Source organism: Pseudomonas sp. GW460-12-10-14-TSB1 (assembly GCF_017349775.1).
Taxonomy (GTDB): Bacteria; Pseudomonadota; Gammaproteobacteria; order Pseudomonadales; family Pseudomonadaceae; genus Aquipseudomonas; species Aquipseudomonas piscium.
Genome location: NZ_JACNAC010000009.1, coordinates 23,058 through 45,471, shown reverse-complemented (window position 1 = coordinate 45,471; position 22,414 = coordinate 23,058). Strand labels below are relative to the sequence as shown.

At 64.3% G+C, this 22,414-nt stretch carries 19 protein-coding genes; 12 read left to right on the top strand and 7 right to left on the bottom strand.

Going from position 1 to position 22,414, the window contains the following annotated elements; genetic code table 11:
• Window positions 1–6 precede the first annotated feature (6 nt).
• The 6 genes from paaE to nhaB all read left to right on the top strand — a co-directional run bounded on the left by paaE (window position 7) and on the right by nhaB (window position 8,192).
• The gene (paaE, locus tag J4D52_RS08410; RefSeq protein ID WP_102677205.1) at window positions 7–1,083 is read left to right on the top strand and encodes a 1,2-phenylacetyl-CoA epoxidase subunit PaaE; all 1,077 of its coding nucleotides are present in this window, start codon (window positions 7–9) and stop codon (window positions 1,081–1,083) included.
• A gap of 116 nt (window positions 1,084–1,199) precedes the next feature.
• Window positions 1,200–1,508 (top strand): DUF485 domain-containing protein, encoded by a 309-nt coding sequence (locus J4D52_RS08405; protein ID WP_102677204.1) that lies wholly within the window; start codon window positions 1,200–1,202, stop codon window positions 1,506–1,508.
• A complete protein-coding gene (locus J4D52_RS08400) occupies window positions 1,505–3,151 on the top strand; it encodes a cation acetate symporter (protein ID WP_081001499.1) in 1,647 nt (548 codons plus the stop codon). The genes J4D52_RS08405 and J4D52_RS08400 overlap by 4 nt, the downstream gene beginning before the upstream one ends.
• Before the next feature lie 33 nt (window positions 3,152–3,184).
• Window positions 3,185–4,438 (top strand): OprD family porin, encoded by a 1,254-nt coding sequence (locus J4D52_RS08395; protein ID WP_102677203.1) that lies wholly within the window; start codon window positions 3,185–3,187, stop codon window positions 4,436–4,438.
• 58 nt (window positions 4,439–4,496) lie between these two features.
• Window positions 4,497–6,551 carry a phenylacetic acid degradation bifunctional protein PaaZ gene (gene paaZ / locus J4D52_RS08390; protein ID WP_102677202.1) on the top strand — a complete coding sequence of 685 codons (2,055 nt, stop codon included), beginning with the start codon at window positions 4,497–4,499 and terminating at the stop codon, window positions 6,549–6,551.
• 138 nt (window positions 6,552–6,689) lie between these two features.
• Entirely contained in the window at window positions 6,690–8,192 is a 1,503-nt protein-coding gene (nhaB, locus tag J4D52_RS08385; protein WP_025809055.1) for a sodium/proton antiporter NhaB, read from the top strand.
• A gap of 85 nt (window positions 8,193–8,277) precedes the next feature.
• Here nhaB and J4D52_RS08380 read toward each other — a convergent pair whose 3' ends face one another.
• The 3 genes from J4D52_RS08380 to gnd are packed head-to-tail and all read right to left on the bottom strand — an operon-like array spanning window position 8,278 to window position 11,626.
• On the bottom strand, window positions 8,278–9,099 hold the full coding sequence (locus J4D52_RS08380) for an HAD family hydrolase (protein WP_102677201.1): 822 nt from the start codon (window positions 9,097–9,099) through the stop codon (window positions 8,278–8,280).
• Complete coding sequence (gene zwf, locus J4D52_RS08375) at window positions 9,096–10,616, bottom strand: glucose-6-phosphate dehydrogenase (RefSeq protein ID WP_053279000.1); 1,521 nt, start codon at window positions 10,614–10,616, stop codon at window positions 9,096–9,098. Before zwf ends, J4D52_RS08380 begins: the two co-directional genes overlap by 4 nt.
• On the bottom strand, window positions 10,613–11,626 hold the full coding sequence (gene gnd, locus J4D52_RS08370) for a phosphogluconate dehydrogenase (NAD(+)-dependent, decarboxylating) (protein WP_223265566.1): 1,014 nt from the start codon (window positions 11,624–11,626) through the stop codon (window positions 10,613–10,615). Before gnd ends, zwf begins: the two co-directional genes overlap by 4 nt.
• Window positions 11,627–11,870: 244 nt before the next feature.
• On the opposite strand from gnd, the gene J4D52_RS08365 reads away from it, so the two are divergent.
• The 6 genes from J4D52_RS08365 (at window position 11,871) to J4D52_RS08340 (ending at window position 19,521) form a co-directional block, all read left to right on the top strand.
• A complete protein-coding gene (locus J4D52_RS08365) occupies window positions 11,871–12,044 on the top strand; it encodes a DUF6026 family protein (protein ID WP_173678552.1) in 174 nt (57 codons plus the stop codon).
• A 285-nt stretch (window positions 12,045–12,329) separates the two neighbouring features.
• A complete protein-coding gene (locus J4D52_RS08360; protein ID WP_025809059.1) occupies window positions 12,330–14,072 on the top strand; it encodes a phosphoethanolamine transferase CptA in 1,743 nt (580 codons plus the stop codon).
• Window positions 14,073–14,274: 202 nt separating this feature from the next.
• Complete coding sequence (locus J4D52_RS08355) at window positions 14,275–16,521, top strand: TonB-dependent siderophore receptor (RefSeq protein WP_102677200.1); 2,247 nt, start codon at window positions 14,275–14,277, stop codon at window positions 16,519–16,521.
• A 186-nt stretch (window positions 16,522–16,707) separates the two neighbouring features.
• Window positions 16,708–16,929 (top strand): hypothetical protein, encoded by a 222-nt coding sequence (locus J4D52_RS08350; protein WP_102677199.1) that lies wholly within the window; start codon window positions 16,708–16,710, stop codon window positions 16,927–16,929.
• A gap of 499 nt (window positions 16,930–17,428) precedes the next feature.
• Entirely contained in the window at window positions 17,429–18,103 is a 675-nt protein-coding gene (locus J4D52_RS08345) for a heavy metal response regulator transcription factor (RefSeq protein ID WP_009048858.1), read from the top strand.
• Window positions 18,100–19,521, top strand: coding sequence for a heavy metal sensor histidine kinase (locus J4D52_RS08340; protein WP_025809062.1), 1,422 nt, complete (start codon window positions 18,100–18,102; stop codon window positions 19,519–19,521). The genes J4D52_RS08345 and J4D52_RS08340 overlap by 4 nt, the downstream gene beginning before the upstream one ends.
• 115 nt (window positions 19,522–19,636) lie before the next feature.
• On the opposite strand, the gene J4D52_RS08335 is transcribed toward J4D52_RS08340, so the two are convergent.
• The 4 genes from J4D52_RS08335 to J4D52_RS08320 form a co-directional block, all read right to left on the bottom strand.
• The gene (locus tag J4D52_RS08335) at window positions 19,637–20,128 is read right to left on the bottom strand and encodes a GNAT family N-acetyltransferase (protein WP_025809063.1); all 492 of its coding nucleotides are present in this window, start codon (window positions 20,126–20,128) and stop codon (window positions 19,637–19,639) included.
• Between the two features lie 89 nt (window positions 20,129–20,217).
• Complete coding sequence (locus J4D52_RS08330; RefSeq protein ID WP_102677198.1) at window positions 20,218–20,835, bottom strand: DinB family protein; 618 nt, start codon at window positions 20,833–20,835, stop codon at window positions 20,218–20,220.
• 32 nt (window positions 20,836–20,867) lie between these two features.
• On the bottom strand, window positions 20,868–21,980 hold the full coding sequence (gene zapE, locus J4D52_RS08325; protein WP_102677197.1) for a cell division protein ZapE: 1,113 nt from the start codon (window positions 21,978–21,980) through the stop codon (window positions 20,868–20,870).
• An 80-nt stretch (window positions 21,981–22,060) separates the two neighbouring features.
• Window positions 22,061–22,402 (bottom strand): nuclear transport factor 2 family protein, encoded by a 342-nt coding sequence (locus J4D52_RS08320; protein ID WP_063430524.1) that lies wholly within the window; start codon window positions 22,400–22,402, stop codon window positions 22,061–22,063.
• Window positions 22,403–22,414: the final 12 nt, after the last annotated feature.

Here is a 22,414-nt window from a genome sequence, read left to right as displayed (position 1 = left end):
ACAACAATGAGCAAATTCCACAGCCTGACCATCAAGGATGTGCGCAGCGAAACCCGCGACGCGGTATCCATCGCCTTCGAGATTCCGCAGCACCTGCAGGACAGCTTTCATTTCACCCAGGGCCAGCACCTGGTGATGCGCACCCAGCTGGATGGCGAGGAGGTGCGCCGCTCCTATTCGATCTGCACCGGGGTCAACGACGGCGAGCTGCGCATTGCCGTGAAGCGCGTGGCCGGCGGGCGTTTTTCGGCATTCGCCAATGACCGGCTCAAGCCCGGGCACTGCCTGGACGTGATGCCGCCCGCCGGGCACTTCCATGTCGAACTCGACCCCGCGCGCCATGGCCAGTACCTGGCGGTGGCGGCCGGCAGCGGCATCACGCCGATCCTGTCGATCATCAAGAGCACCCTGGAAACCGAGCCCCACAGCCGCGTCACCCTGCTGTACGGCAACCGCGCAAGCTCCACCGCCCTGTTTCGCGAACAGCTGGAAGACCTGAAGAACCGCTACCTGCAACGCCTGAACCTGATCTTCGTGTTCAGCCGCGAACAGCAGGACGTCGACCTCTACAACGGCCGGATCGACGCCGACAAATGCGCCCGGCTGTTCTCCCGCTGGCTCGACGTCAAGGCCCTGGACGCGGCCTTCATCTGCGGCCCGCAGGAGATGACCGAAACCGTGCGCGACAGCCTGAAGGCCCGCGGCATGGCCGCCGAACGCATTCACTTCGAACTGTTCGCCGCCGCGGGCAGCCAGCACAAGCGCGAGGCGCGCGAGGCGGCCCGGCAGCTCGACGCGGCGGTCAGCCAGATCACCGTGATCAGCGACGGTCGCGCCCTGGCCTTCGACCTGCCACGCAACAGCCAGAGCATCCTCGATGCCGGCAATGCCCAGGGCGCCGAGCTGCCCTATTCGTGCCGCGCCGGGGTGTGCTCCACCTGCAAGTGCAAGGTGATCGAAGGCGAAGTGGAGATGGACAGCAACCACGCCCTCGAGGACTACGAAGTGGCGGCCGGGTACGTGCTGTCGTGCCAGTCGTTCCCGGTCAGCGACAAGGTGGTGCTGGACTTCGACCAGCTCTGACCTGTAGCCGCTGCCGTGGGCTGCGTAGCGGACACGTTCTTGAGGCAGCAGCTGCAGAAGCAAAAAAGTTCACCGCGTTTCAACCAAAACAAAAACAACATCAAGAGAGCGCTCCCATGACCCCGCAAGACATCGAACAGATCCGCCAGCATCCCGACTTCATCCAGCTGGTGCGGCGCAAACAGAACCTCTACTGGTCCCTGACCCTGGCCATGCTGGTGATCTACTACGGCTTCGTGCTGCTGGTGGCGTTTTCCCCCAGCACCCTGGGGCGCTCGCTGAGTGGCGGGGTGACCACGGTCGGCATGCTGGTGGGCGTGGCAATCGTGCTGCTGGCCTTCACCCTCACCGGTTTTTACGTCTATCGCGCCAATAACGTCATTGACCCGCTGAACGAAAAGCTCAAGCAGGAGTGCGCCCAATGAAGCGCTTGTTGGCGTTGTTCGCCCTGCCGTGCGTGTTCGCCACCGACCTGGCGCTGGCCGCCGAAGGCAGCGCCCGCCCCTTGAACTGGAACGCCATCGGCATGTTCCTGGTGTTTGTCCTGTTCACCCTCGGCGTCACTCGCTGGGCCGCCCTGCGCACCCGCTCGGCCAGTGATTTCTATACCGCCGGCGGCGGCATGAGCGGCTTGCAGAACGGCCTGGCGATCGCCGGCGACATGATCTCCGCGGCGTCCTTTCTGGGCATCTCGGCGATGATGTTCCTCAACGGTTACGACGGCCTGTTGTACGCCCTGGGCGTGCTCGCCGGCTGGCCGATCATCCTGTTCCTGATCGCCGAACGCCTGCGCAACCTGGGCAAGTACACCTTCGCCGACGTGGTGTCCTACCGCCTGGAGCAGACCCCGGTGCGCCTGACCTCGGCCTTCGGCACCCTGACCGTGGCCCTGATGTACCTGGTGGCGCAGATGGTCGGCGCCGGCAAGCTGATCGAACTGCTGTTCGGCATCAGCTACCTCTATGCGGTGATGCTGGTGGGCGTGCTGATGGTGTTCTACGTGACCTTCGGCGGCATGCTCGCCACCACCTGGGTGCAGATCATCAAGGCGGTGATGCTGCTGTTCGGCACCAGCTTCATGGCGTTCATGGTGCTCAGGCATTTCGGCTTCAGCACCGAAGCGATGTTCGCCGGGGCCAGCGCCGTGCATGCCAAGGGCAGCGCGATCATGGCCCCCGGCGGGCTGCTGTCGAACCCCATCGATGCCATCTCCCTGGGCCTGGGCATGATGTTCGGCACCGCCGGCCTGCCCCATATCCTGATGCGCTTCTTTACCGTCAGCGACGCCAAGGAAGCGCGCAAGAGCGTGTTCTACGCCACCGGCTTCATCGGTTACTTCTATCTGCTGCTGATCGTGGTCGGCTTCGGCGCGATCGTCATGGTCGGCACCGACCCGGCGTTCCGCGATGCCAACGGCGCGATCATCGGCGGCGGCAACATGATCGCCGTGCACCTGGCCCAGGCGGTGGGCGGCAACCTGTTCCTCGGCTTCATCTCGGCGGTGGCCTTCGCCACCATCCTCGCGGTGGTCGCCGGCCTGGCGCTGTCCGGCGCCTCGGCGGTGTCCCACGACCTGTATGCCTGCGTGCTGCGCAAGGGCCAGGCCAGCGAGCAGCAGGAAATGCGCGTGTCGCGCATCGCCACCCTGTGCATCGGCGTGCTGGCGATCGTCCTCGGCCTGCTGTTCGAGTCGCAGAACATCGCCTTCCTGTCCGGGCTGGTACTGGCCATCGCCGCCTCGGTGAATTTCCCGGTGCTGTTCCTTTCGATGTTCTGGAAAGGCCTGACCACCCGCGGCGCCGTGACGGGCAGCCTGGCCGGGCTGGTGTCGGCGATCGTACTGCTGGTGCTGAGCCCGGCGGTCTGGGTCAACGTGCTGCATCACGAGCGGGCGCTGTTCCCTTATTCCAACCCGGCGCTGTTTTCCATGAGCCTGGCGTTCCTCAGTGCCTGGCTGTTCTCGGTGACCGACACCTCGGCGCGGGCCGAACTGGAGCGTGGCCGCTACCTTGCGCAGTTCATCCGCTCGATGACCGGCATCGGCGCTTCCGGCGCCAGCAAACACTGAACCCGTTCCGATCGATGACAGGGAATAACAACAATGAACCCCGTTTCCATCGCCTCACCGAAACACCTGCTGCCGGCCATGGCCTCGCTGGGCCTGGGCCTGTTCACCTGCAGCGTACAAGCCGACTTCATCAGCGACAGCAAGGCACGGATCGAAATGCGCAACCACTACATCAACCGTGACTTTCGCCAGGCCAACGCCGCGCAGTCCAAGGCCGAGGAATGGGCCCAGGGCTTCACCGCGCGGATCGAGTCCGGCTACACCGAGGGCACCCTGGGCTTCGGCCTGGATGCCCTTGGCGAACTCGGGCTCAAGCTCGATTCCAGCCCGGATCGCCGTGGCACCGGCCTGCTGCCGTTCGGCCCCAACAGCCACGAACCGGCGGACGAGTTCAGCGAACTGGGCCTGACCGGCAAGCTGCGCCTGTCGAAAAGCGTGTTGAAGATCGGCACCTTGCAACCGCTGCTGCCCGTCGCGACTTACAACGACACCCGCCTGCTGGGCTCGACGTTCCAGGGCGGCCTGCTGACCAGCCAGGAAATCAGCGGCCTGACGGTCAATGCCGGGCGCCTGACCGAAGCCAACCTGCGCGATTCCTCGAGCAACGACGACATAGGTTACGGCGCCGCCCGCAGCGATCATTTCGACTTCGCCGGCGCCAGCTACGCCTTCAGCCCGCAACTGAGCCTCAGCTATTACTACGGCAAGCTCGAACAGATCTATCGCCAGCACTACCTCGGCCTGCTGCATACCCAGCCCCTGGGCGGCGGCTTCAGCCTGCGCAGCGACCTGCGCTACTTCGACAGCCGTGGCGACGGCGCCGGGCGCGCCGGGCGGATCGACAACCGCAACTTCAACAGCATGTTCAGCCTGATCAAGGGCCCGCACAAAATCAGCGCCACCTGGCAGCAGCTGTCCGGCGATAGCGCCTTTCCGTTCCTCAACGGCGGCGATCCCTACGTGGTCAACCTGGTGACCTACAACACCTACACCCGCGCCGAGGAAGACTCCTGGCAACTGCGCTACGACTACGACTTCGCGGCCATGGGCCTGCCCGGCCTGACCTTCATGACCCGCTACACCGACGGCCGCCACGTCAAGGCGGGCACTGTCGACAACGGCCGAGAAACCGAACGCGACACCGACATCACCTACGTGATCCAGAGCGGACCGCTGAAGGACCTGAGCATCCGCTGGCGCAACGTGACCTTTCGTTCGGGCAACGGCCTGACCACCGATCTCGACGAGAACCGCCTGATTCTCGGCTACACCCTGGCTCTTTGGTAAACCCCGCCGGCGCGGTCGCTGGCCGCGCCGGCCTCATTCATCATCCGGAGGAATCGTGATGCCTCACGCCCCTACCCTGCAAAGCTTCATCGCCGGCCGCTGGATCGGCCAACACGGCGCCCAGGTGCTGCGCAGTGCCATCGACGGCCACGAACTGGCCCGTACCCACGAGGAGCGCCTGGATTTCGCCGAGGCGCTCGACCATGGCCGGCGCCAGGGCATCGTCTCCCTCATGGCCCTGGACTTCCAGCAGCGCGCCCAGCGGCTCAAGGCGCTGGCGCTGTACCTGAGCGAACGCAAGGAACAGCTGTACGCCCTTTCCCACCACAGCGGCGCCACCCGCGCCGACAGCTGGATCGACATCGAGGGCGGCAACAGCACCCTGTTCACCTATGCCAGCCTGGGGTCGCGGGAATTGCCCTCGGGCAATATCGTCCACGAAGGCCCGGCGATGCAGTTGAGCAAGCTCGGCAGCTTCGCCGGCACCCATATCCTGGTGCCCCGCGGCGGCCTAGCGGTGCATATCAATGCCTTCAACTTCCCGATCTGGGGCATGCTGGAAAAGTTCGCCCCGAGCTTCCTCGCGGGCATGCCGTGCATCGTCAAGCCGGCCACCGCCACCAGCTACCTGACCGAAGCCGTGGTACGCCTGATGGACCAATCGGGGCTGCTGCCCGCCGGCAGCCTGCAACTGGTGATCGGCAGCACCGGCGACCTGCTGGACCGCCTGCAGGGCCAGGACGTACTGACCTTCACCGGCTCGGCCGACACCGCGGCCAAGCTGCGGGCCAATCCGCAGCTGATTCGCAACTCGGTGCCCTTCAATGCCGAGGCCGACTCGCTGAACTGCGCGATCCTCGCCCCGGACGTGAGCCCGGACGACGAAGAGTTCGAGCTGTTCATCAAGGAAGTGGCCCGGGAAATGACCACCAAGGCCGGGCAGAAATGCACCGCCATTCGCCGTGCCATAGTGCCGGCCAGGCACATCGACGCGGTCGCCAGCCGCCTGCGCGACAGGCTGGCCAAGGTGGTGGTCGGCGATCCGTCGGTGGAAGGCGTGCGCATGGGCGCGCTGGCCTCCCACGACCAGCAGCGGGACGTGGCCGAACGCCTGGAGACTTTGTTGCAGAGCAGCGACCTGTTGTTCGGCGCCCGGGACGGCTTCGAGCCGCGCGGGGCAAACACCAGCCAGGGCGCGTTCTTCGCCCCGACCCTGTTGCAGGCTCGCGACCCGCATGCCGAAGGCGGCGCTCACGATATCGAGGCCTTCGGCCCGGTCAGCACGCTGATGGCCTATGACGACCTCGACGAAGCCCTGGCCCTGGCCGCGCGGGGCAAAGGCAGCCTGGTGGCCAGCCTGGTGACCCGCGACCCACGAATCGCCGCCAAGGCCATCCCGGTTGCCGCGGCCTGGCACGGCCGCTTGCTGGTGCTGGACCGCGAATCCGCCGCCGAATCCACCGGCCATGGCTCGCCGCTGCCGCAGCTCAAGCACGGCGGTCCGGGGCGTGCCGGCGGCGGTGAGGAGCTCGGTGGCCTGCGCGCGGTGAAGCACTACCTGCAACGGGCGGCGGTGCAAGGCTCGCCAACCATGCTGGCGGCGGTCACCGGCGAATACGTGCGTGGCGCCAAGGTCATCGAGACCGAAGTACATCCGTTCCGCCGGTTCTTCCAGGACCTGCAGATCGGCGAGTCGCTGCTGACCCACAGACGCACGGTGACCGAGGCCGACCTGGTGAACTTCGGCTGCCTGTCCGGCGACCACTTCTATATGCACTTCGACGAAATCGCGGCCAAGGAGTCGCAGTTCGGCAAGCGCATCGCCCATGGTTACTTCGTGCTGTCAGCGGCGGCCGGGCTGTTCGTGTCCCCGGCGCCGGGCCCGGTGCTGGCCAACTACGGCCTGGATACCCTGCGCTTCATCAACCCGGTGGGCATCGGCGACACCATCCAGGCGCGCCTGACCTGCAAGCGCAAGATCGACCAGGGCAAGCAGAGCCCGCAAGGTATCCCCCAGGGCGTGGTGGCCTGGGACGTGGAGGTCAGCAACCAGCTGGGCGAACTGGTGGCCAGCTACGACATCCTGACCCTGGTGGTCAAACGCGAAGACTGACCGGCACCGCCCGCAGGAGCTGGCTTGCTGGCTCCTGCACCGGCCCCGGCGGTATTTGTGGCAAAAGATTTCAGAGTTTCTTGATCTTCACCGGTGCTTGCGGCAAGTTGCGCGCTTCTTCAATACAAGGAGCAGCCAATGTCCGGTTCACTGGCCCAGGCTTTCGCCCACAACTTTCTCGGCCATTCACCGCGCTGGTACAAAGCCAGCATCCTCGCCTTCCTGCTGCTCAACCCCTTGCTGCTGTTCACGGTCGGCCCGGTGGCGGCCGGCTGGATGCTGGTGGCCGAGTTCATCTTCGCCCTGGCCATGGCCCTCAAGTGCTACCCGCTGATGCCCGGCGGCCTGCTGGTGCTGGAAGCCGTGGCGCTGGGCATGACCACGCCCCAGGCGCTGTACGACGAACTGGTGCACAACTTCCCGGTGATCCTGCTGCTGATGTTCATGGTGGCCGGCATCTATTTCATGAAGGAACTGCTGCTGTTCCTGTTCTCCCGGCTGTTGCTGGGGGTGCGCTCCAAGGCGCTGCTGGGCTTGCTGTTCTGCTTTCTCTCGGCCTTCCTCTCGGCGTTTCTCGATGCCCTGACGGTCACCGCGGTGATTATCAGCGCCGCGGTGGGCTTCTATTCGGTGTATCACCGGGTGGCCTCCGGCAACGACCCGCGCCAGGACAGCGAATTCAACGATGACCAGCACCTGCCCCAACTGCATCACCAGGACCTGGAACAGTTCCGCGCCTTCCTGCGCAGCCTGCTGATGCACGGCGCGGTGGGCACCGCCCTGGGCGGCGTCTGCACCCTGGTGGGCGAACCGCAGAACCTGCTGATCGGCCATGAAATGGGTTGGCACTTCGCCGACTTCTTCCTCAAGGTCGCCCCGGTGTCCCTGCCGGTGCTGGTGGCCGGGCTGGTGACCTGCGTGCTGCTGGAGAAACTGCGCTGGTTCGGCTACGGCACCCTGCTGCCGGACAACGTGCGCGCGGTGCTGGCCAACTACGCCGCCGAAGACAACGCCGAACGCACCGACCGGCAACGCGCGGCGCTGCTGGTACAGGGCGTGGCGGCGCTGATCCTGATTGCCGCGCTGGCCCTGCATATCGCCGAGGTTGGCCTGATCGGCCTGATGGTGATCGTGCTGATTACCGCTTTCACCGGCATCACCGACGAGCACCGCCTGGGCAACGCCTTCAAGGATGCGATGCCGTTCACCGCCCTGCTGGTGGTGTTTTTCGCGGTGGTGGCAGTGATTCACGACCAGCAGCTGTTCACCCCGCTGATCCAGTGGGTGCTGGCGCTGCCGGCGGGCCAGCAGCCGGGCATGCTGTTTATCGCCAACGGGCTGTTGTCGGCCATCAGCGATAACGTGTTCGTCGCCACCATCTACATCACCGAAGTGAAACAGGCCTTCGTTTCCGGGCAGATGAGCCGCGAACACTTCGAGACCCTGGCGGTGGCGATCAACACCGGCACCAACCTGCCCAGCGTGGCCACGCCCAACGGCCAGGCGGCGTTCCTGTTCCTGCTGACCTCGGCGATCGCGCCGCTGGTGCGCCTTTCCTATGGGCGCATGGTGTGGATGGCGCTGCCTTACACCCTGGTGATGGGTGTACTGGGCTGGTATGCGGTGAGTTACTGGCTGTAAAGGACTGTAGCCGCTGCCGCAGGCTGCGATCGGCCCGTAGGGTCGTTCGCTGAGGCCTTTGACAGCGGCTACAGAGGTTTTTGCGTTAGCGCGGCAGGATAAATCGTTCGATCGCTTCGGCGGCGCCATCGGCGACATTGCTGCCCGTCACCAGGTCGGCCTGGCGTTTCACCGCCGCTTCGGCCTGGCCCATGGCAATCGACAACCCGGCCTGCTGGAACATCGCCGGGTCGTTGCCGCCATCCCCCAGCGCCGCGGTGCGCTCCAGCGGCACCCCAAGGAACTCCGCCAGGGTCATCAACGCCTGCCCCTTGTTGGCCTGCAGCGCCGTCACATCCAGGTACACCGGCTGCGAACGGGAGATTTGCGCCTGTCCACCGACCTGCGCCAACAAACGCGCCTCCAGTTCCACCAACAGCTCGGTGTCGGCACTGGCGGCGACTATCTTGTCGATGCGCGGCAGGTAGTCCTCGAAGCTCTCCACCACCACTGGCGGATAACCCAGGCCATGTTGCTCCCGCGGCACCATCGGCCCATGGGGATTGCGCAACAGCCATTCGCCGTCGGCAAAGACCCAGACCTCCACCTCCGGCTGTGGCGACAGCAGCGCCAAGGTGCTGACGACGACTTCCACCGGCACATGGTGGCGCACCAGGAAACTGCCATCGGGGTTGACGATGGTGCCGCCATTGAACGCCGCGGTCGGCAGGTCGACGCCCAGGGCCTCGATCTGCTGCAACATGGCCCGCGGCGGCCGCCCGGTGGCGAGGCTGAAGAACACCCCGGCTTCGCGCAACGCACGCACCGCGGCGATGGTGCGCTGGCTCAGGCTGTGATCGGGCAGCAGCAAGGTGCCGTCCATGTCGCTGAGCAGGAACTGGATGGCCGGCCGCCCCTCGCCGCTCATCCGAGGCTGTGCCATTCACGGCCGTCGCGGGTCAGCAACTCGTCGCCGGCCGCCGGTCCGTCTTCGCCGGCCCGGTAGATATGGACCTTGGCCTTTTCCTTCCAGGCATCGAGGAACGGCTGCACCGCGCGCCAGCCGTTTTCGATGTTGTCGGCGCGCTGGAACAGGGTCTGGTCGCCGGTCAGGCAATCGTAGATCAGCGTCTCGTAGCCGGTGGAAGGCTGCATCTCGAAGAAGTTCTTGTAGGCGAACCCCAGCTCGATATTGGCCATGTCCAGGGTCGGCCCGGGCTTTTTCGCCAGCAGGTCGAACCACATGCCTTCATTGGGCTGGATCTGGATGCGCAGGTAGGTCGGCTGCAAGTGGTCGACCTCGGTATCGCGGAACTGCGCGTACGGCGCAGGCTTGAAGCAGATGGCGATCTCTGTGTCGCGCACGCTCATGCGCTTGCCGGTGCGCAGGTAGAACGGCACGCCGACCCAGCGCCAGTTGTCGATCATCACCTTGAGGGCGACGTAGGTTTCGGTGTTGCTGTCCGGGGCCACATTGGCCTCTTCGCGGTAGCCGGCCACCGGCTTGTCGCCCGCCTTGCCCGCCACGTACTGGCCACGCACCGAGTTGGCCAGGGCATCTTCGGTGCTCCAGGGACGAATCGCCCCCACCACCTTGGCCTTTTCGCCGCGCACCGCATCGGCGCCGAAGGCGGCCGGCGGCTCCATGGCGACCATCGCCAGCAGCTGGAACAGGTGGTTGGGCACCATGTCTCGCAGTGCACCGGTGTTTTCATAAAAGCTGCCACGGGTTTCCACCCCGACGGTTTCCGCCGCGGTGATCTGCACGTGGTCGATGTAATGGTTGTTCCAGAAAGCCTCGAACAGGCTGTTGGAGAAACGGCTGACCAGAATGTTCTGCACCGTCTCCTTGCCCAGGTAATGGTCGATCCGATAGATCTGCTTCTCGCTCATCACCTTGAGCAGGCATTCGTTCAGCGCTTGCGCGGTGTGCAGGTCGGAGCCGAACGGCTTCTCCACCACCACCCGGCGAAACGCGTTGTCCCCTTCGACCAGCAACCCCGACGCGCCCAGGCGCTGCACCACTTCACTGAAGAAGCGCGGTGCGGTGGCCAGGTAGAACACCGCATTGCCGGTGCCGCTGGCGGCGATTTTCGCCGCCAGCGCGTCGTAGGTGCTGTCGTCCAGGAAGTCGCCCTGGACATAGCTGATGCCATTGGCCAGCTTGGCCCAGAGCGCCGGATCCAGCGCTTGCGCGCCGTTGCCGACCTTGCCGGCGGCCTCGGTGCGAATGAAGTCCTCGAGCTTCTTGGCGAAATCCACATCGCTGATCGCGTTGTGATCGACGCCGACAATCTTCAGCCCCTCATCCAGCAAGCCGTCACGGTTGAGGTTGTACAGCGCCGGCATCAGCAGGCGCTTGACCAGGTCGCCATGGGCGCCGAACAGAAACAGTGTGGTGGGTGGAGCGGGTTGAGCCTTGGACTTCTTTCGCGAGGAGGTCATTTTTTCGGAGTCTCCACGTGGCCGCCAAAGCCGAAGCGCATGGCCGACAGCATCTTGTCGCCATAGGTGCTCTGCTGGCGGGAACGGAAGCGGGCGAACAGCGAGCTGGACAATACCGGGACCGGCACCGCCTGCTCGATGGCGGCTTCGATGGTCCAGCGACCTTCACCGCTGTCGGCCACTTCGCCGGAGAAACCGTCGAGTTGCGGATCGGTGGCCAGGGCGTCGGCGGTCAGGTCCAGCAACCAGGACGAGACCACGCTGCCGCGGCGCCAGACTTCGGCGATATCGGCGACGTTGAGGTCGAAGCGCTGGTCTTCCGGCAGGCTTGGCGAGGCTTTGGTCTTGAGGATGTCGAAGCCTTCGGCGAAGGCCTGCATCATGCCGTACTCGATGCCGTTGTGGATCATCTTGACGAAGTGCCCGGCACCGGCGGGGCCGGCGTGGATGTAACCGCGCTCGGCGCGATCGTCTTCAGCCACCCGGTCCTTGGTCCGCGGGATGTCGCCCATGCCCGGTGCCAGCGCATCGAACAGCGGGTCCAGGCGGCGCACCACCTCGGCGTCGCCGCCGATCATCATGCAGTAGCCGCGCTCCAGGCCCCAGACGCCGCCGGAGGTGCCGACGTCGATGTAGTTCAGGCCCTTTTCCGCCAGCGCCTGGGCGCGACGAATGTCGTCCTTGTAGTAGGTGTTGCCGCCATCGATGATCACGTCGCCCGGTTCGAGCAACTGGCTGAGGGTTTCAATGGTGTCTTCGGTGGGCGCGCCGGCCGGCAGCATGACCCAGACCGCGCGCGGCTTTTCCAGGCCGGCGACCAGGGCCGGCAGGTCGGCGACGCCCTTGGCGCCTTCGCCGCTCAGGGTGCTGACAAAAGCGCTGTTGCGGTCATAGACCACGGTTTCATGCCCATTGAGCATCAGGCGCCGTGCAATGTTTCCGCCCATGCGGCCCAGTCCGATAATCCCCAGTTGCATGTGCTGATGCTCCTTACTACTAAATTGTGTCAAAAGGTTATAGCCCAACGAGGCTCGTGAGGGTTAGTCCAGAGCATCTGAACTAAGTTTCCAAAACAGTGTTTCCCAAGCAGTGAGTGGATAACGACGCAAATCGCCCAGAAGGCACAACGACCGCTGAAAATAAAAAAGTTCCCTTTGCCGGCAAAAGAAATCAAAATTGCCGCCGATAGTGTTTCAGGCCCCGGAATTCGAGCGGCCGGACCACAGTTGATGCACGCCATTTGCGAGGTGAGCAATGGGCACAGTACTACCGGCACGACCTGCACAAACCCTCTACGTCACTATCCGTCGTGACGAGTTGCGCGAACTGAAGAACGAGCGCGACCAGTTGAAGCAAGAGCTGGCGCAACTGCGCCTGGCATTGCAGAACCAGGGTCAGGCGGCTGCCGTCACCCAGCTACACGCCTGATTGATCCGAGGAACCCGCCCGCCGTGGCCGGTCCTTGCAACAGGTTATTAATGAAGCCGGCTGAGTCCTCGATGGATCGCCGGCTTCTTTTTGCCCGTCGCTTTTTACCCTTCCCGCCTCCTGGCGACGGCATTATCTGACACGCAGGTACCAACTCACAAAGTTTTCACACCTTCTTATGGATACTCCGGCGCAATATTGCCGCCCCCACGGGCGCGGCGCGCGTTCGCCGAGGTGGTCGAAGCTTTCCGGCGAATGTCCTGTTCAATGAAGCTGGAGCGCTCGATGGCTGTGTTTAAACGCGACAAGACGTCCGCGAAAGGGTTTGACTGGGCGGGCCTGGGTTGGCTCTTCCTGTTCTTCTGGTACTTCTCCGGCATCACCCAGTTGCTGATCCAGCTGACCGACACCTCCGGCTTCGCCGGTTTCCGCCAGGCGTTCATCATGAGCGCGATCTGGCTGGCGCCGATGCTCCTGTTCCCGGCCCGTACCCGCGCGATGGCCGCCGTCATAGGCGTGGTGCTCTGGGCCTGCTCCATGGCCAGCCTGGGTTACTTCTTCATCTACCAGCAGGAGTTCTCCCAGAGCGTCATCTTCATCATGTTCGAGTCGAACCCCTCCGAAGCCGGCGAGTACCTGACCCAGTACTTCGCCTGGTGGATGGTGCTGGCGTTCCTCGCCCATACCGCCTTCGCCCTCTTCCTCTGGACCCGCCTGCGCCCGGTCTACCTGCCGCGCGGCCGTGCGCTGGTGGCGGCCATGGCAATCCTGATCGCCGTCATCGGCTACCCGCTGATCAAGCAGACCGCGCGCACCGGCAGCTTCGCCGGCGGCCTGGAGAAATTCGAGACGCGCATCGAGCCCGCGGTGCCATGGCAGATGGTGGTGGCCTACCGGCGCTATCGCGAGCAGCTGGAAAACATGCAGGGCATGCTCGACAACGTGAGCAAGATCCCGCCGCTGCAGAACCTCAAGGACAGCATGGCAAACCAGCCTTCGACCCTGGTCCTGGTGATCGGCGAGTCGACCAACCGCCAGCGCATGAGCCTCTATGGCTACCCGCGCCAGACCACCCCGGAGCTGGACAAGCTCAAGGACCAGCTGGCGATCTTCGACAACGTGATCACCCCGCGCCCCTACACCATCGAAGCCCTGCAGCAGGTGCTGACCTTCGCCGACGAAGAAAACCCGGACCTGTACCTCAAGACCCCGTCCCTGGTCAGCGTGATGAAGCAGGCCGGCTACAAGACCTACTGGATCACCAACCAGCAGACCATGACCAAGCGCAACACCATGCTCACCACCTTCTCCGAGCAGGCGGACGAGCAGGTCTACCTGAACAACAACCGCAACCAGAACGCCCGCCAGTACGACGGCGACGTGCTCGAGCCGTTCTCCAAGGCCCTGGCCGACGGCGCGCCGCGCAAGTTCATCGTGGTCCACCTGCTGGGCACCCACATGAGCTACCAGTACCGCTACCCGCCGAGCTACGACAAGTTCACCGACCGCAGCGGCGTGCCAACCGGCGTGCGCGACGACCAGGTACCGACCTACAACAGCTACGACAACGCCGTGCTGTACAACGATTTCGTGGTTTCGAGCCTGATCAAGGACTACGCCAAGACCGACCCCAACGGCTTCCTGCTGTACCTGTCGGACCACGGCGAAGACGTGTTCGACTCTGCCGGCCACAACACCCTGGGCCGCAACGAAGGCAAACCGACCGCGCCGATGTACACCATTCCCTTCATCGCCTGGGCTTCGCCGAAGTGGAAGCAGAACCACGACTGGAACTTCGCCGGCGACCTCGGCCGCCCCTACAGCAGCTCGAACCTGATCCACACCTGGGCCGACATGGCCGGGCTGAGTTCCGATGAGCTGGACCGCAGCAAGAGCCTGGTCAGCGACAGCTTCAAGCCGCGCCCGCTGCTGATCGGCAACCCCTATGAGCGCAACGAGAAAGCCCTGATCGACTTCAGCCTGATGAAGCCCAAGGCGCCACCACCCGGCGCGGTGGTACAGAAATAAGTCGCACAGAAATAAGTGGTACAGAAATAAGCCTTTTCCTACGGGGCTCCCGCAGCCCCGTCATACCGGCCTTCAATGCCCCTTCATGGGGCATTTTTGTATCCGAAAGATAATAATTATTCTCGTTTAGCCTAAATACCCCTCCTCCTTTTCGTCTCAGTGCAAACGGATTTTTTCCCTCGACGACAAGGAGACGGCAGCGATGTTCGCGCCATTCACCCGTTCCATGACTTTGACCTTCGGCCTGTGCGGCGCGGTCCTGAGCCCCAAGCTGCTGGCTGAAACCGAGCCCGCGCAGAGCGCCGACCGCGGCGCCCAGGCCCTGGAACTCGATGCCACCAGCGTCACCGCCCAGGGCCTGGGCGCCACCACGGAAAACACCGGGTCCTACACCACCGGCAGCATGAGCACCGCCACCCGCCTGAACCTGTCGATCAAGGAAACCCCGCAATCGGTGTCGGTGGTAACCCGCCAGCAGATGGACGATTTCAAGCTCGATACCTTGTCCGAGGTGCTGGGGCAAACCACCGGGGTGGTGGTGCAGCACCTGGACTCCGACCGGGTGATCTACTCCGCCCGCGGCTACTCCATCGACAACTTCCAGATCGATGGCATGCTCAACACCTTCAACCGCATGAAGTCCGATTCGGACACCATCATCTACGACCGCATCGAAGTGGTCCGCGGCGCCACTGGCCTGACCACCGGCGCTGGCGACCCTTCGGCCACGGTCAACATGGTGCGCAAGCGGCCGACCCACGAATGGGCGGCCAAGGCCGGCGTCAGTGGCGGCAGCTACGACAACTACTACAGCTACGTCGATGTCGGCGGCCCGCTGGGGTTCGACGGCCGCCTGCGCGGGCGCACGGTGCTGGCCTATCGAGACAGCCAGTCGTTCCGCGACAACTACCAGCTGCAGCGGGAAGTCGGCTACGGCATTCTCGAGGCCGACCTGACCGACAGCACTACCCTGGCCGTGGGCTACGACTATCAGGACAAGCAGGTCCAGGGCACCTCCTGGGGCACCGTGCCCTACTGGGACGCCTCGGGCGGCAAGGCCAACCTGCCGCGCTCCACCAACATGGCGGCGCACTGGAGTTCCTGGCCGCTCAGGGACAAGACCGCCTTCGCCACCCTCGACCAGCGCCTGGGCCACGACTGGCACCTGAAAGCCGCCTACACCCACCGCGACAGCGACAGCGACGGCAAGGTCTACTACGGCGGCGCCGGTTTCCCGGAGGCCGACCGCTCAGGCATGACCGCCTGGGCCAGCCATATGATCGGCACGCAGAAAATGCGCGTGTACGACTTCAACCTGGCCGGCCCCTACAGCCTGCTGGGCCGCGAACATGAACTGATGCTGGGCTACGGCGAGGCCGAGCGCCGCGAGTCGTCACCCTACACCGTCAACGGCCCGACGCCGCCGGGCTACGCCAGCATCGCCGACTGGAAATACATGGGCGGCATCGCCAAGTTTCCCGACACCGTGACCAACCTGCCCGGTTCCGGCGACAGCACCCGGCAAAAGGCCGGCTACCTGGCCACCCGCCTGAGCCTGAGCGACGAGCTGCATGCGGTGCTCGGCAGCCGTTACGGCAGCTGGAGCGCCCACAGCCGCTCTCGCAGATACGACGCCAACAACCAGCTGACCAGCCTCGAGGACACCCGCCAGCAACACAACGACATGTGGACTCCCTACGCCGGCCTGCTGTACGACCTCACCCCGGAATACACGGTGTATGTCAGCTACACCGACATCTTCAAGCCCCAGACCAGGCGCGATGCCAGCCGCAAATACCTGGAACCTGTGGTCGGCAGCAACTACGAGCTGGGGCTCAAGGGCAGCCTGCTGGAGGAACGCCTGAACCTGGCCACCGCGGTGTTCTGGAGCAAGCAGGACAACGTCGCCGAACTGGACAGCTCGGTGCCACCGGACCCGGTCACCGGCGAGGAGTTCTACAAGTCGGGCGGCAAAGGCGGCAAGGTCCAGGGGTTCGAGGCCGAGGTCTCGGGCGAAATCCTCCCGGGCTGGAACCTCACCGCCGGCTACACCTACACCCACGCCCTGAACGGCGAAAATCAGCGCGCCAACAGCGGCGAGCCGATGAACATGCTGCGCCTGTCCACGGCCTATCGCCTGCCGGGCCAGTGGCGGGCGCTGACCGTCGGCGGCACCCTGAACTGGCAAAGCGCAATCTACGGCAACAGCCGGCGGCCGGTGGGACGCGACGGCGACGGGGGCCTCGTCACCGAAAACACCCGCATCCACCAGCAGGCCTACAGTGTCGCCGGGCTGATGTCGCGCTACGAGTTCGACTCGCACCTCTCCGCCTCGCTCAACGTCACCAACCTGTTCGACAAGAAGTACTACGAACGGGTCGGCTTCTATAACGGCGTCTACTGGGGCGAGCCGCGCACTATGACCCTGAGCCTGGACTGGAAGCTGTAACCCGCCCTTCTTCCTACAAGGCCCATATCAGTGGGCCGTCAGCGCCTCTCATCCGGGATGACAGAATTGTCATCCCGCCTTCAGCGCCCTGTTAACCCCCAGTTAATAAGATCGCGCCATACTTCTATTACTGCTTCGTTACAGGGACGCGACGGAATTCCGATCACTGTTAATGGGACACCGCACATGAAAGCCTCCACACTCCTGCTCGCCGGTCTGATGATTGCCAGCTCGGGTGCAGCGTTCGCCGAAGGCGGCGCTGAACGCATGAAGCACTACTGGGACAACTTCCCCATCAGCCAGCAGATACCCCGCACCGATAGCGAACAGACGTCCTCCGAGAGTGGGAAAAAAACCCAGGCACCCGCCGAGGACCCGACCCGCGCCACTGCGCAACCGGATGCCTGATATGCCCCGAGCTCTACTCCTCTCTGGCGATAATGCTCCTTTGGCAGAGAGGATCTTCCGGCGCCCTTTCACGGGCGCCTTTTTTATCCCGTCGATATCAGCGACATGACAATCGGCTATCAACTTTCTGGCGTCAAAATGACAATTACGCCATATAGGCAACCGTCACTGCCCGCTGTATTAACATAAGTTCCCGCCAAACTTAGACATATATTGAAACAGTAATAACGATGACACCCCGCTTGTTGCTCACAACCAGACAAAAAAGCGCCTTCCTGCGAAAAAAGCCCGGCGACCGACTGTCGAAAACAGGCACAAGCCATTGATATCAGGCACTTTAAATCTTGACCCTAAAGCCACTTCAGGCTTGAACATTCCCCTACCCAAACGGCTGAAGCTATTTATCAGCAGCAACTTCGCGGGTTTTATGGCTGGTCCAACAACAACTTCATATCCAGCGCCATTGAAATCGTTTTAATGATCAAGAGGTCACTTTTCCATGCGCATTCTGGTTGTCGAAGACGAACGTAAAACTGCCGATTATCTGCATCAGGGCCTGACCGAAAGCGGTTATGTGGTCGACCGCGCCGCCACCGGTGTCGACGGTCTTTACCTGATCGAACAGCAGAACTACGAACTGGTGATTCTGGACGTCAACCTGCCGGAAAAGGACGGCTGGCAGGTGCTGGAAGACATGCGCAAGGACAGCAGCACCCGGGTGATGATGCTCTCGGCGCGCGGGCGCCTGGCCGACAAGGTCAAGGGCCTGGACCTGGGGGCCGACGATTACCTGGTCAAGCCGTTCGAGTTTCCCGAGCTGCTGGCGCGGGTGCGCACCCTGCTGCGGCGCAGCGAGAACCTGCCGGCGACCGATACCCTGCGGGTCGCCGACCTGGAGCTCGACCCACGCCGGCACCGGGCCTATCGCGGTTCTCGGCGCATCGACCTGACCACCAAGGAATTCACCCTGCTGCAGGTGCTGATGCGCCAGTCGGGCGAGGTGCTGACCCGGACCCAGATCATTTCCCTGGTCTGGGACATGAACTTCGACTGCGACACCAACGTGGTGGAAGTCTCCATCAGCCGCCTGCGGGCGAAGATCGACGATGCCAGCGATATCAAGCTGATCCACACCATCCGCGGTGTCGGTTATGTCCTGGAAGTGCGCCAATGAAAGCCTCGCCACAACGCACCGCCAGCAGCCTGTCCATGCGCCTGGGCCTGACCGTCAGCCTGATGGGCGCCGGCCTGGTGCTGCTGCTCGCGACCCTGGCCTACCTGGCCCTCAGCCATGAACTGGGCAGCCTGGCGCGGGAAAGCCTGGACAGCAAACTCGAACAGATCCGCCACACCCTGACCAGCGACCTGAAGACCGGCGACATCGCCGCCCGCCCGCACTCGCTGCTGGACCTGGTGATGGGCCACGACAACCTGCACCTGAGCATTTTCGGCGCCGATCCCCAGGCCGAACCGCTGTTGAACATCGGCAACCGCAACCTCGAACCGCTGCCCGTCGCCCTGACCCAGCCGGAAAGCCCGGCATTCCTCGACTGGCTCGACAGCGCCGGCAACCGGCTGCTCAGCACCTCCAGCCTGATCAATCTGCGCAATGGCGAACAGGTGCGGGTGGTGCTGTCCCTGGACCGGGCCAACGACCAGGCGTTGCTCAGCGCCTACCTGCGTTCCACGGTGATCGCCCTGCCCCTGCTGCTGATGCTGATCGGCATCGGCGCCTGGTGGGTGGTGCAGCGCGGCCTGGCGCCGTTGCAGCAGTTCAGCCGGGTGGCTGCCAAGGTCACGACCCAGGACCTGACCCATCGCCTGTCGCCGGACAACCTGCCGCGGGAGCTGGCCGAGCTGGCCCACAGCATCAATTTCATGCTGCACCGGCTCGACGGCGGCGTGCAGCAGCTCTCGCAATTCTCCGATGACCTGGCCCACGAGTTGCGCTCGCCCATCACCAACCTGATGGGCAAGGCCCAGGTCACCCTGTCCCGGGAACGCCCGCCCCACGAGTACAAGGCGGTGCTGGAGTCGAGCACCGAAGAATTGGAACGCCTGACCCGGATCGTCAGCGACATGCTGTTCCTCGCCCAGGTCAGCCATCCGGCCTCCCAGGTGGCGTTCGAAGAAGTCTCCCTGGGCGAGGAAGCGCGGCGGGTCACGGAACTGTTCGCCCTGAGCGCCGAGGAAAAGCACCTGGGCATCAGCCTGTCCGGCGATGGCCTGGTGTATGGCGACCGCTTGATGATCCAGCGGGCGATCTCCAACCTGCTGTCCAACGCCATCCGCCACAGCCCCCGGGCGTCGAGCATTTCGATCCTGGTGGAGGAGCACGATTCGAGCGTGTCGCTGTCGGTGGGCAACCCCGGCGCCGGCATCCCGGAGCAGCACCTGGAACACCTGTTCGAGCGCTTCTACCGGGTCGACAGCAGCCGCTCGCGCGCCGAAGGCGGCACTGGCTTGGGGCTGGCGATCGTGCGCTCGATCATGAACCTGCATCAGGGGCGGACCGAGGTCAGCAGCGTGCCCGGCAGCTTCACCCTGTTCCGCCTGGTGTTTGCCCGGCTCAATCATCCGCCGCGGGCGTAAAAACCCTGGACGAACTCGGTATAGAAATATCCCCAAGTGCACCGCCGGCCCGCCGAAGAAACTCAGCCCCGGGCCATCCAGGGGCGTGAGTTAATCGGTTGGCGGCTCCAGGGGCTTACAGGGCTTTGTTCCAGAACAGCATCCGGCCATGGCTAGGGTCGAGCATGGCGTCGTCGAAACCGAACTTGCGGTAGGACGCCTGGGCCACCGCGTTGCCCTCCAGCACTTCCAGGGTGATCTTGCAGCAGCCGCGCTGGCGGGCGATCTCTTCGACCTTGTGCAGCATCTTCTGGCTCAGGCCCAGGCCGCGGAACTTATCGATCACCGACACGTCGTGCACATTGACCAGCGGCCGGCCGGCAAAGGTGGAAAAGCCCTCGAAGCAATTCACCAGCCCGGCCGGCTCGCCGCCGACAAAGGCCAGCACGCTGAAAGCGTGGGGGCGCTTGGCCAATTCGCCGGGCAATTGCCGCAACATATCGGCGTCCAACGGCTGGCCGCCGCCCATCGGGTCCTGGGCATAGTGGTTGAGCACCAGGGCGATCGCCTCGGCGTGTACCGGGTTGGTGTAGCTGGCCTGGAGTACCAATACGTCTGCAACGTCCATGTCTGTCCTCAACGGTTCGATTGATCCGGATGCGTTCCGGCAAGCGCGATTGTAAACACCGGCACATGACGAAACGAGCGGCTACCGCGTCAAGCGCTACCGTTCTTTTCCTCGACCGCCTCCGCGCCCTCGCCCCAGATCTGCGCTTCGCTCCAGCCCAGTTCGGCAAAGTCCTCGGCGCGCAGTGCCGCCTCGCCCGCGCAGAAGAATTCATCCAGCTGCGGCGGCGCCACCCGGGTGCCGCTGAGCATGGCGTGTACCTGGCCACGGTGATGCAGCTGGTGCTCGAACAGGTGCGAAAGCATGCGCAGCCGGGTATCGCGCTGCGGCTTCTCCCGGGCGATGGTGACGATGCGCTGCAAGTCGGCATCCCGCTGCTGCTCGCAGTAGGCGATCAGCCGGCGGTCCACCAGGGCCTGCTCGCGCCGCAGGTCGGCGGCCTGGTCGAAGGGCTCCTCGTCGTCGAAAAACACATAGCAGTCAGGCCGTGGCGGCTCGCCGCGCAGCTCCCGCTCCAGCGCGTCGACGTAGAACCAGTCGCAGGTGAGGATGTGGTTGAGGGTGGCTTTCAGGCTGGGAAAGAAACTCACCCGCGGCGCCGCCAGCTCGCCCGGGGTGAGTATTTCCCAGGCCTTGCCCAGGCGATGATTGGCCCAGGCATTCTGGTAAGCCATGGTCAGCAGATGATGGGACAGGGGCTGGTTCACGGTCAGGTCTCCCTTGTAATGATCAGGCGTGTTCAGCCGAAACGCTGCAGCTGCATCTCCTTCAGACGACTGAGGGTACGGCGGAATGGAAACTCCAGGTAGCCCTGGGTGTACAACGCCTCCATCGGCACCTGCGCTTCGAGATACAGCGGCACCTTGCGGTCATAGCACTCGTCGACCAAAGCAATGAAACGCCGCACGCTGTCATCGTGCACCGACAATTGCGGCAGCTCGCGATCGCCGGCCACGACTCGCTCGGCGCCGTCCTCGGTACCCCGGGCAATCCGCCCCGGGCGCTGTTGCGAGCTGAGCTCGGGCACTTCGCTGAGCAGGATCGCGCTGAAGCGGTCACACAGGGCCATGAAGTCCATGGCGGCGAACGGCTGCTCGCAGAGGTCGGCGAAGCGGCACCAGAGCACCTGCTCGCTGGCCTTGATCACCTGGACCTCGCGATAACCCACCGGCAGTACCGCGCTGGACGCCGCCTGCCCCGCCGTGAGTTGTTCGAACAGCGGGCCCAGGGCGCTCGGTTGGCCAGCCGGGGTCAGCCAATAACGCTGGGTGGCCGCCCCCGGGTGCAGGCGATGGTCCTGGGCACCGTCCACCGCCACCACCTGCATATGCGCCTCGATCGCCGCGATCGCCGGCAGGAAACGCTCGCGGTTGAAGCCGTCGGCATACAGCTGCTGCGGTGGCTGGTTGGAGGTGCAGACCATCACCACGCCCTGTTCGAACATCACCTGGAACAGGCGCCCGAGAATGATCGCGTCGCCGATGTCGTTGACGAACAGCTCGTCGAAACACAGCACCCGCACCTCTTCGCTCAGCTCACGGGCCAGGGCCTGCAGCGGGTCGGCGGTGCCGGTCAGCTGAAACGAGCGCTGGTGGACCCAGCCCATGAAATGGTGGAAGTGCTGACGCCGCGCCGGCACCTCGAGGCTTTGATAGAACTGGTCCATCAGCCAGGTCTTGCCCCTTCCCACGGGCCCCCACAGATAGACCCCGGTGACCGACTTGCGCCCTTCATGCAGGGCGACATGGCACTGCTGCAGGGCCAGCATCGCCCGCTCCTGGGCCTCGTCGGCGACAAAACCGCGCTCCTGGAGGGCGTACTGATAGGCGCTGAGGGGGGAATCGAAAGGCATGGGGTCCACGCATCCGCAAAGGGGCCGCGCAGTATGCCATGCCTCATCGTCCTTCCCCCAACGCCCCTGTCGCCCTGGCGCTACAGCGAGATATCCAGCCGGGCGATCTTGCCCTGCTCGTCGAGGCGGAACACGTAGCGCAACTCCAGCGGGCTGCCGGGGAAGCTGCCGGAAATCAGGTTGTCCACCAGCACCTTGCCGGTGCGCTGCTGGACCTTGAGCACCTCGAGCCGGGGCTGGTAACGGCGGGCGCTGTCTTCCATCCATTGGGCGATGGCCCGGGTGCCGGCCTGATGCTGGCCCTCATCGAACACCTGGGCGTCTTCGGCGAAGAAACTGGCGACCGCCGAACTGTCACGACCATTGGTGGCCGCAAGATAGGCGGCGATGGCCGGTGCGAGGGAAGTGGCTGTGCTGGACATGGTGTTACGGCT